The sequence below is a fragment of the Streptomyces sp. UH6 genome, from assembly GCF_013421635.1.
Lineage (GTDB): Bacteria > Actinomycetota > Actinomycetes > Streptomycetales > Streptomycetaceae > Streptomyces > Streptomyces abyssomicinicus.
This window is the reverse complement of record NZ_JACADT010000095.1, coordinates 1-10,863: the sequence shown is the minus strand read 5'-3', so window position 1 is coordinate 10,863 and position 10,863 is coordinate 1. Positions and strand designations below refer to the sequence as shown.

Sequence of the window (10,863 nt, the reverse complement as noted above, 5' to 3'; positions counted from 1 at the left end):
CTGCGCGTCCCTCAGCTCGCGCACGTCCCGCACCGAACGGAGCCGGACCACGGGGACGACCTCGGCGCCACGGGTGCGGGACCGGATCAGCCGGAGCAGTTCGGCCGGCGGCTCGTCGGTGAGCGGGGCGGCGATCTCGTCGCGGGCGTCCGGGCCGACGGGGAGCTTGAGGTGCCAGCCGGGGGTCGAGCCGCCGGTGCGGCGGCGCAGGGTGACGGAGGAGGCGGCGAGGCGGAGGTCGGGCGTGTCGTGGTAGACGGCGTCCAGCTCCATCACGCCCTGGTCCACGACGGCGGCGATGCCGCCCACGTTCGTCAGGTCCGGAAGCCCGCTGTCCCGGGACTCGAATTTCCGCTCGATCTCACGTGTGGTGTCCGCCATACGCCCGAGGCTAACCGGGCAGCTCACCCGCCGCCGGTGATTCGGCCGTGGGGTCGGCGTGCTCGGGCCCGGCCGTGGCGCGGCCGGGCCCGAGCGGCGGTCAGGCCTCGGGCGTGGTCTTCACGCCCTTGCACTCGGGGGTGTTGTCCGCCGTGCCGGGCTTGGCGGCGGCGCGCGCGGCGGTGTAGCGGCTGAGGTAGGCGGCGTACACGTCGGCGTCGTCGACCTTGAGGAGCGCCTCGTCGTTCTTGGTCAGCGCGGGACCGGTGTAGTTGTGGCTGCCGGTCCACATCACCTTGCGCCCGGTCTTGTCGGAGTACATGCCCTCGATGAGCAGGAACTTCGAGTGGATGATCTGGCGGGGGGTGGCGTCCGCGCCGGCCGTCGCCTCGTCGCCGTCGTCGTCCCAGCTGAAGCACCGCAGCGTGGGGCCACCGGTCGCGTGCAGCGCCTCCCAGGTGCCGGCCGAGCCGGTGGATTCCACGCTGTCCATCTCGGTGTAGACGATGTCGACCACGCAGCCCGCCTTCTTCATGGCGACCAGCTTGGTGGCTACCGCCTGCCGGGTGAACTTGTACATGCCCACCCGGATCGTGGAGTGCTTGGTGGTGCCGTTCTCGGTGTACGTGCAGGTGACGTTGTCGAGGACGCCGGTGACCGTGTCGCCGGGGCGGGCGTCGTCGGCCGGGCGCGGGAAGAAGTAGTACGCGTAGGGCGAGTAGGGGGTGGGGGTGAGGTAGTTCCACGTCGCCGGGTCCTGCGCGACCAGCTTGCCGAAGTACTGGGTGTAGGCGAGGTACACGCCGCGGTCGTTGTCGATGACCATGGCGTCGTTCCAGTACTTCGAGTAGCTGGACGGGCTGAGGTTGGACGACGACTGGACGACCGCCGAGTAGCCGCCGCTGCCGTCGGAGTCGTAGATCAGGAACTTGTTGTGGTTGATCGACGGGACCACGGTGGAGTTGCAGGAGTGTCCCTCGCCGCACAGCGCGACGAACGACTTCGCCGAGGTGTCGTCCCCCAGTTCCTCCAACAGCAGCGGGTACGTGCGGCCGTCGTCGTGCACCGACGTGATCTCGCTGCTGTCCATCACTATCTGGACGTTGACGCCCCGCGCGTGCGCGTCGACGAACGCCCGCGCCAGTTCCACGTCCCAGAAGTGGTAGATGGCCAGCTTCAGGTATCCGCCCGGCTGGGCGCCCTCTATGAGGTTCAGGAACTGGGTCCGTATCGCGGTCTGCTCGGCGGCGGTGCCCGAGGGTGTGTTGAAGACCGGGCCCGTGGTGACGGCGCCGGCCGGGGTGGGCGCGGTGACGTGCAGCGCGGAGGCCACCAGGGTGGCGGACAGGGCCGTGACGACGCGTCGGGGCCAGCGGGATCGAGCGGATTTCATGGGTGCTCCCGTACCGAGGTGAACGTGACGCGCCATGCGCCGGGGACGCCGGGGACTCGCGTGCGGACTGCCGGAACGGTGCGGGAGCTACTTCGAACACGGCAGGCGAACAGGCTGCGGTCATGACGCGACCACCGCGTGAAGCAACGGTGGCGGCGCGCTGGCGCGGATGGAGCCTGGCATATGCAACTCCCGGTGTCCAGAGGCGATTTCAAGCCTGTGAGCAGCGACTTTGCCATCGTGTGTGATGTGGGCAACACAAGTGATTAATTTCGTTCCGCAAGAGCCAAGCTCCCATTTACGGTCCTCGTCGGCATGTCGACCGACATGCTCATGACGAGCCTCATAGGCGTTCCTACGGGAGCGGGTGACGCACATGTGGCCTGAGGATTGAAGGGACGCAGTGCGTCTAAGACGATCACGTGGTGTGGCGCTCACCACGGCCAAGGCCTTGCTGGCGGGGTTGATCTCCGTCGTGGCGATGGCACCGAACGCGGAAGCGCTCCCCGGCGCCGGGCTGCCGGATGTCCCGGCACGAAAGCTGGACCCCGGTGTCGACGCACCGGCCGAGCCCACCCTGAGCAAAGCACCCAAGGTGACGTGGCCCGAGGGTGGCGGCGCCACCGTGTCCGTCCCGGCGGCCGGGGCGAAGGCGCAGGCGGTCACTCCGTCGGGTGTCGACCGGTCCGTGGTGCGCCTCAAGGCGGCGGACAAGGCCGCGACGGCCCGCGCCGAGGTGCGCGGCGGCGCGAAGGCTCCGTCCAAGGTCAGGGTGGAGGTGCTCGACCGCAAGCAGATCGAGCCCGTCGGCGGCATCGGCCTGGGCCTGACGGTCGCCCGCGCGGACGACGTCGAGACCGGCGGGCCGGTGCAGGTGTCCCTGGACTACGGCGGCTTCGCCCACGCCTACGGCGGCGGCTTCGCGTCCCGCCTCCAGCTGGTCCGGCTGCCCGCCTGCGCGCTGACCACGCCGGAGGAGAAGGGCTGCGCCGACGGAACCGTCGTCCAGGGCCAGAGCAACGACACCGACGGCCACACGATCACGGCGACGGTGGAGGCCGGCCCGCAGAAGCTGCTCCCCTCCGGCGCGGCGATGCTGTCCGAGGCGACGGTGTACGCCCTCACCACCGGCTCGTCCTCGGACGCCGGTGACTACCGGGCGTCCCCGGTCAGTCCGGCGGGCAAGTGGGAGGTGGGCCTCGGCTCCGGCGCGTTCACCTACGGCGTGCCCCTCCAGGTGCCCGCCCCGCCCATGGGCGTCGCCCCGAATCTGTCACTCACGTACAACTCGCAGAGCATCGACGGCCGCACGTCGGCGTCGAACAACCAGGCGTCCTGGGCCGGCATGGGCTGGGACATGGGCGTCGGCTTCATCGAGCGCCGGTACAAGAACTGCACCGAGGACGGCCACGGCCCGGACCAGAACCAGCAGTGGGGCGACCTGTGCTGGGCATCGCCCAACCAGACCGACGACCCCTCGGGCGCCGTCTACAACATCACACTGAACGGCGTCAGTTCGCAGCTGGTGAAGGACAACACCGGTGACGGCTCATGGCACCTCAAGGACGACCCGGGCTGGAGGGTGCAGCACCTGAAGGGCTCGCCCAACAACCCGGACGGGACCGACGAGTTCTGGGTCATCACCACACAGGACGGCACCCGCTACTACTTCGGCTGGGGACGCTCCGAGCGTTCGCAGTCCGCCACGAACTCGGTGCTCACCGTCCCGGTGATCGGTGACGACGCGGGCGAACCCTGCTACGACGGCGGCAAGGCCACCTTCTGCACCCAGGCCTGGCGCTGGAACCTCGACCGTGTCGTCACCCCGAACGAGGTGGAGAACTCCTACTTCTACGACAAGGAGACCAACTACTACCGTTCGGTGGCGGCGGCGGACAAGGCGCGCAAGTACGACGCGGCGTCGTACCTGAAGCGCATCGAGTACGGCTGGGCCTCCCAGATCGCCGGCGCCCAGCTCCCGGCCCGCGTCAACTTCACGCACGTCAACCGATGCGTCGAGCGGATGAAGGAGGCCGACCCGCTGGACAACCCGCCGGCGAGCTGCCCGAGCATCGACTCGAGCCCGTCCTCCTACCCGGACGTGCCGCTCGACCTCATATGCGACGGGTCGTCCGACGACTACGCCTGCGCGGGGAAGACGTACTACCCGACGTTCTTCTCCCGGGACATCCTGTGGGACGTCACCGTCGAGGTCCGCGACAACGACTCCGCCGCCTGGGACCTGGTCCGCCAGTACCAGATGAAGTACGCCCTGATGGACCCCACCGGCGCGGTCGGCGACCAGCTCTGGCTGGACTACATCCAGCAGCGCGGCTACTCCGGTACCGACATCACCGTCCCCACCATCAACTTCAACGGCGAGTGGCAGGACAACAAGGTCGGCGAGGGCGCGCTCAACTTCCGCCGCGTCAACAAGGTCTTCACCGAGACCGGCTCCACCGTCGCGGTCACCTACGGCCACGCCCGTGACGCCGACGGCAGCATCGACCGCACCTGCCCGGAGGGCTACCCGTCGTCCCAGTACGACAGCGGCTACGAGTGCTTCTGGCAGAAATGGACGCCCGAAGGAGAAACGGAGCCGCGGACCGGTTGGTTCAAGAAGTTCGTGGTCCGGCAGGTCGACGTCGACCCCGGAGACGCCGGAGACGGCAATCCGGTGATGACGACCACCTACAACTACGACGGCCGCCCCGGCTGGGCCTTCACCGCCGACCCGCTCGTCAAGGACGAGGACGAGACCTGGTCCCAGTGGCGGGGCTACGGCAAGGTCGAGGTCACCACCGGCGCCAACCAGAACAAGCACTCCACCTACACCTGGCTCTACCGGGGCCTGGACGGCGACCGCACGGTCAAGACCGACTCCTCCAAGACCGCCGGCGTCTCCGTCACCGACTCGGAGGGCAAGAACTGGACGGACTCCGCCTGGCTGGCGGGCAAAACGCTGGAGACCTCCGAGCGCGACGAGGCGGGGATCTCGCAGCAGCGCACGTGGCACGAGTACTGGACCCACAACACGGCTCAGTACGCCGGCCTGCCCGACGCCCGTTTCGTCCGCGAGTCGGCCACCGACACGTTCAGCAAGATCTCCACCTCGACGAGCGACCTCGCCACCTGGCGTGAGCACCGCGTCGAGACCGAGTTCGACAACGCCGAAGCCGCCTCGACGACCTTCGGCCTGCCGCTGCGCATCGACGACCACGGTGAGCCGGGCATCTCGGACAACCAGTGCACCGAGTTCGGCCGCGCCTACAACACCGCCGACATGACGGACGACTCCACCGGCACCAAGCGGTGGATGGTCTACCAGGACGACAAGCGGCACTACAACGTCAGCTGCACCCAGCAGGCCGCCGACCAGGCAGCCGGCCAGGACACACTCCACCTCGACCACAGGACGACCACGTTCTACGACGGTGCGACGTCCTTCACCGGCAACGACACGGCTCTGACCGACGGCAACGCGACCGAGGTCCGCACCTACACGGACGCGACCGCCTACCGGACCGCCAAGGCCTCTTTCGACGCCGCGGGCCGGGTCGTGTCCACCACCGACGGCAAGAACAAGACCACGACGAGCAGCTACAGTCCCGCCACCTCCTGGCCCGTGGACGGAGTCAAGGTCACCACGCCCGACCCCGACGGCGCCGGCAGCGGTGTGCCGCTCAGCACCACCACCCACTACTCCCGGTTCTGGGGCCGGCCCTGGCGGACCGTGGACGCCAACGGCAACGCCACTTCGGTGGTGTACGACGCGGTGGGCCGCCTCTCCAAGGTCTTCAAGCCCACCGAGGCGGCGAACTACCCCGACGGTCATCCGTCGATGTCGGTCGACTACCACCTGCGCACCGCGGCCAGCGCCACGGGCGTGCCGGACATCGCCCAGGGCGACGTCAACCGCATCACCAGCAAGTCCCTGCAGTCCGGCACCACCGACCACACGACGGTGACGTACGTGGACGGGCTGGGCCGCACCCGCGAGGTCCAGACGCCGGCCCCGTCCGGTACCGGGCGCACCGTCACGGTGACGCGCTACGACTCCTCGGGCAACGTCGCCGGCACCTCGTCGCCGTTCTACAACTCCGGTTCCGTCACCGACGGACCCGTCAACCCGGCGGTGTCGTCCCTGCGCTCCTACTCCGACGTGGTCGCGGACTGGGCCGGCCGTACCGTCCTGTCGCAGATCCAGGTGAACGGCGTGCCCCAGAGCGCGGGCAAGACCGTGACCACCTACACCGGATCGGACGTCACGACGGTCAGGAAGCCCGTCGGCCAGTCCACCGACGCGTACACCGACGTCCACGGGCGGACGGTCAAGGTGGTCGAGCGGAACGCGCTCACGGCCTACACCACCACCTACGAGTACACCCGCAAGGGCGAGCTGAAGTACGTCCACGACGCCAAGGGCAACACCACCCACTACACGTACAACTTCCCCGGCCAGCGCCTCGTCACCGAGGACCCGGACACCGGAAGGAGCACCGCCGCCTACGACGCCAACGGCAACCCCGAGACCACCACGGACGCCAACGACGTCACCGTCACCACGACGTACGACGCCCTGAACCGGCCTGTCCAGACGGCACAGGGCACCACGGTCCTGACGAAGAACACCTACGACACGGCCCCCGGCGGCAAGGGCCTGCCCGCCACGCAGACCTCCTACAGCGGCGGCCACGCCTACACGACGGCGGTCACCGGCTACGACGCCCGGGGCCGGACCACGGGCGAGACCCTGACCGTTCCGGCGGACGGCGCCGGCCTCCAGGGTGCGTACACCACGAAGTACCGCTACGACCTCGCCGACCGCGTCACCGCCGTCGAGTACCCGAAGGCCGGAGGGCTGCCGGCGGAGACCGTCACCTCCACCTACGACCAGTACGGCGTGCTCCGCAAGGTCGCCAGTCCGCTGGCCACCTACCTGGCCAGGAGCACCTACGACGACTACGGCCGCCTGACCGAACGCCGGCTCGGCGACCCGGCCACCGGCAGCTCGGTCACCCGCACGCTCGCCTACGACGAAGCCCGCGGCGCCGACTGGCTGAAGAGCCTCACCACCAAGGTCACGACCAACGGCACCACCGTCACCGCGCAGGACGACACCTACACCCGCAACGACGCCGGCGACCTGCTCTCGCTGCGTGAGAACCCGGCCGACCAGCAGCAGTGTTTCGTCTACGACGAGATGAGGCGGCTGACGGGCGCCTGGACCACCACCGCGACCAGTTGCAGCACCCCGCAGTCCGACTTCCTCGGACCCGACCCCTACCAGACCTCGTACGCGTACGACGGCATCGGCAACCTCCAGTCGGTCACCGACAAGAAGTCCGCCACCGCGACGCCGCTCACCAGGGACTACCACTACCCCGGCTACAGCGCGGACGAGTCCTCCTACACCCCGGACACCGCGCGCCCGCACGCGGTCACCAGCGTCGTCACAGGCGCCGCGACCGACTCGTACAGCTACGACAACGCCGGTCAGATGAAGTCCCGCACGACGGGCGGCACCGCCTCGTCGATGAACTGGACACCGCTCCACCAGCTCGCCTCCGTCACCTCCGGCACCAAGACCACGTCCTACGTGTACGACGCCGGCGGCAACCTGCTGCTCCGGAGGACGCCCGGCGAGAACGTCCTCTACACCGCCGGCCAGGAGCTCAACTCCTCAGCCGGCCTGGTCAAGGGCGTCCGTCACTACACAGCGGGTGAGGCCAGTCTCGCCGTGCGCACGGAGGACGGCTCCGCCGACGGAAAGGTGACCTGGCTCCTCTCCGACAGCCAGGCCTCGACCCAGCTGTCGGTCGACGGCACCGACGGCACGGTCACCCGCCACCGCTACACGCCCTTCGGCCGGCAGCGCGGCACCACGGGCCTGCCCGCCGGCACGGACCGCGGATTCGTCGGCCAGCCGCAGGACGCCTCGACAGGGTTGTCCCTGCTGGGGGCGCGGGCGTACGACCCGGGCCTCGGCCGCTTCCTGAGCACCGACCCCGTGACCGAGCCCTCCACCCCGCAGGCACTCAACGCGTACAGCTACGCCGACAACACCCCCGTCAACCTGTCCGATCCCACGGGCCTGCGGCCCGACGGACGCTGCGGCGGGAACAACACCACGTGCGGCGGGTTCAACAACAACGACTACGTCTCCGAGTCCTGGACGCGGACCAGTGACGGCTGGCTGTGGGAGGGCAAGTCCCTCACCAGGGACGGCGACTACGTCCGGTACGGAATCGGGGGTATCGGGACCGGCTACACCTGGGTGGTGGTCCAGGACCGCCCCAGCACCTGGGAAGAGACCTTCGAAGAGATCCAGCAGATCCCCTACGCCCCACTGGCGGTTCCGGCAACCGTCATCTCCGTCGGAATCGACGTGTACGACGGCGACTACGGGGATGCGGCGGAGAACCTGGTCAACCTCATACCGTGGCGCATGAAGGGCCTCAAGTGCCTCAAGAACAGCTTCGTGCCAGGTACGGAGGTCGTCCTCGCGGACGGCACCACGAAGGCCATCGAGGACGTCCGGGTGGGGGACGAGGTACTGGTCACCGACCCGGTGACCGGGGAGACCACCCACAAGAAGGTCACGGCTGAGATCAAGGGCCGAGGGGCCAAGAACCTCGTCAAGGTCACCATCGACACCGACGGCGACAAGGGCGACAGGACCGGAACCGTCACCGCCACGGACGGCCACCCGTTCTGGGTCCCCGAACTGGGCGAGTGGATCGACGCCACCAAGCTCGAGGCGGGCCAGTGGCTGCGGACCAGCGCCGGCACGCATGTCCAGATCACCGCGGTGGAACGCTGGACCCAGCAGGGCACGGTCCACAACCTGACCGTCGCCGACATCCACACGTACTACGTGCTCGCGGGCGGGACGCCCGTCCTCGTCCACAACAGCAAGTGCCCCACCGACGACGAAGCTCTGGAGACGGTGCTCCACGGGCCTTTCCACCGGAAGGAGTCACCGACTCAGACCCCCGAGCACGCCAGGCTGCAGCAGGAGTCCGGGGAGCTGTGGGGCGGAGTCTCTCCTCGGCTGGGCGGGGAAGAGGCAGCACGGGCCCACGACGGCCCACTCCCCGAGGGTGCACGAGGTGTCGAGTTCTACACCACCATCCGACCGCGTCCGACCTTCGCCGGCCAGGTGTGGTGGGAAGTGGGTAAGGTCCCCGGCGTGAGGCTGGAGGACGGGTGGGCGAAGATCAACATCTACATCACACGAAACACCCAGCTGGACGACTAGGCCGCCCGGGAACGCAGGGTGAGTGACACGCTCTCGCCACCCCGCAGGCGACATCGTTCCCCGGCCGCGCTCCACGACGTGGCGGCGCGGCCGGGGAACCGGGCTTTCACCATCATGGACCGAGAGGTGACACGGTGTCCGAATGGCGACAGGTGGACCTGTCACGGTGGGAACAGGCGCACGGCGAGAGAGGCCCGGTGGCCCTGTTCTCCCTCACGGTCCACGAGCCACCGTTCAGTGAACTGACCTTCGAGTATCCCGCGGATGAGGACGGTCTGGGCTTCGCCGCGATCGAACTGATGCCGCACCTCGTCGTCGCCGTCATCGACGATCCCAACAACCCCTTCCGGGGGACGCATGTGTGGAAGGTCGGGGAGGTCGAACCCGAAGCCGTCCTCCGCGCGTTCATGAACGCCTTCGGCCTTCAGCCGTTCGCCGTCCTGTGGCAGGCGGGGCAGAAGATGATCCGACCGTAGATCCGCCCGGTCCAGTCCGACCGGTCCGCCGAAGCCGTCCTCGGCACTGCGGACCGGTCGAGGCGTCACGTCAGCCGGTCGGTCACGCCGACACCGGCCGCTGGAGCCGGATGGACTGCAGGAGACCGATGGCGATCCACACCGCGAACATGGACGAGCCGCCGTAGGAGACGAACGGCAGTGGCAGGCCCGCCACCGGCATGATGCCGAGCGCCATCCCGATGTTCTCGAACGCCTGGAACGCGAACCAGGCGATGATCCCCGCGGCGACGATCGTGCCGTACAGCTCGGTCGTCTCGCGCGCGATGCGGCAGGCGCGCCACAGGATCACGCCGAGCAGCAGCAGTATGGCCGCGCCGCCCACGAAGCCGAGTTCCTCGCCGGCCACGGTGAAGACGAAGTCGGTCTGCTGCTCCGGCACGAACTGGCCGGTGGTCTGGGAGCCCTGGAAGAGTCCCGCGCCGGTGAGGCCGCCGGAGCCGATGGCGATGCGGGCCTGGTTGGTGTTGTAGCCGACGCCCGCCGGGTCCAGCTCGGGGTTGGCGAAGGCGGCGAAGCGGTTGATCTGGTACTCGTCCAGCACGCCGAGCTGCCAGACCGCGATCGCCCCGACGGCTCCCGCGCCGATCAGCCCGAGCACCCACCGGTTGGACGCCCCGGAGGCCAGCAGCACGCCCAGCACGATGACGACCATGACCATGACCGACCCGAGGTCGGGCATCAGCATCACGATCAGCATGGGCAGCACCGCCAGGCCGAGCGCCTGGAGCACCGTGCGATGGTCGGGGTGCTCGCGGTCGCCGGCGTCGACCCGGGCGGCGAGCAGCATCGCCATCCCGAGGATGATGGTGACCTTGACGAACTCGGACGGCTGGAGCGAGAAGCCTCCGCCGATCTTGATCCAGGCGTGGGCGCCGTTGATGGTGGCGCCCAGCGGTGTGAGCACCAGCAGGATCAGCACCACCGACAGCCCGTACAGGACCGGCACCGCGCCGCGCAGGGTGCGGTGGCCGAGCCAGACCACGCCGATCATCAGCGCGATGCCGATGCCGGTGTTCATCAGGTGCCGGATGAGGAAGTAGTGGGGCTCGCCCTGGTTGAGCTCGGTCCGGTTGCGGGTGGCCGAGTAGACGAGCACCGTGCCGATCAGCGACAGCGCGAGGGCCGACAGCAGGATCGGCCAGTCCAGCCGCCGGGCCGCGGAGTCACGGGCGACCAGCCGGGCCCAGGTGGAGCGTTCGGGTCCGTACCCGGAGACGGAGAAGCTGTTCACGCCGCCGCTCATGAGCACCTGCTTCCCGGCCGGCCGTCGCGGCGTCCGGCGCCCTGGTTCCGTCCGGTCCGGGCGGCCC

At 69.1% G+C, this 10,863-nt stretch carries 5 protein-coding genes; 2 read left to right on the top strand and 3 right to left on the bottom strand.

Features of this window, described 5'->3' with window-relative positions; all coding sequences use genetic code 11:
* Both HW445_RS08430 and HW445_RS08425 read right to left on the bottom strand, forming a co-directional pair.
* Positions 1 to 381, bottom strand: a 381-nt coding sequence (locus tag HW445_RS08430) for a CYTH domain-containing protein (RefSeq protein WP_180220401.1), incomplete at its 3' end; no start/stop codon positions are given.
* Positions 382 to 481: 100 nt separating this feature from the next.
* The gene (locus HW445_RS08425; RefSeq protein ID WP_180220400.1) at positions 482 to 1,774 is read right to left on the bottom strand and encodes a phospholipase D-like domain-containing protein; all 1,293 of its coding nucleotides are present in this window, start codon (positions 1,772 to 1,774) and stop codon (positions 482 to 484) included.
* Between the two features lie 427 nt (positions 1,775 to 2,201).
* Here HW445_RS08425 and HW445_RS08420 point away from each other — a divergent pair, with 427 nt between their 5' ends.
* A complete protein-coding gene (locus tag HW445_RS08420) occupies positions 2,202 to 9,035 on the top strand; it encodes an RHS repeat-associated core domain-containing protein (RefSeq protein WP_180220399.1) in 6,834 nt (2,277 codons plus the stop codon).
* A gap of 134 nt (positions 9,036 to 9,169) precedes the next feature.
* A complete protein-coding gene (locus HW445_RS08415) occupies positions 9,170 to 9,511 on the top strand; it encodes a hypothetical protein (RefSeq protein WP_180220398.1) in 342 nt (113 codons plus the stop codon).
* A gap of 82 nt (positions 9,512 to 9,593) precedes the next feature.
* Here the strand turns inward: HW445_RS08415 and rodA are convergent, their stop codons facing one another.
* Positions 9,594 to 10,796, bottom strand: coding sequence for a rod shape-determining protein RodA (gene rodA, locus HW445_RS08410; RefSeq protein ID WP_180220397.1), 1,203 nt, complete (start codon positions 10,794 to 10,796; stop codon positions 9,594 to 9,596).
* Positions 10,797 to 10,863: the final 67 nt, after the last annotated feature.

Excerpts from the sequence above, each read along its gene's own strand:
- rodA (WP_180220397.1), bottom strand. The coding sequence starts at position 10,796 with ATGAGCGGCGGCGTGAACAGCTTCTCCGTCTCCGGGTACGGACCCGAA.
- HW445_RS08425 (WP_180220400.1), bottom strand. The coding sequence starts at position 1,774 with ATGAAATCCGCTCGATCCCGCTGGCCCCGACGCGTCGTCACGGCCCTG.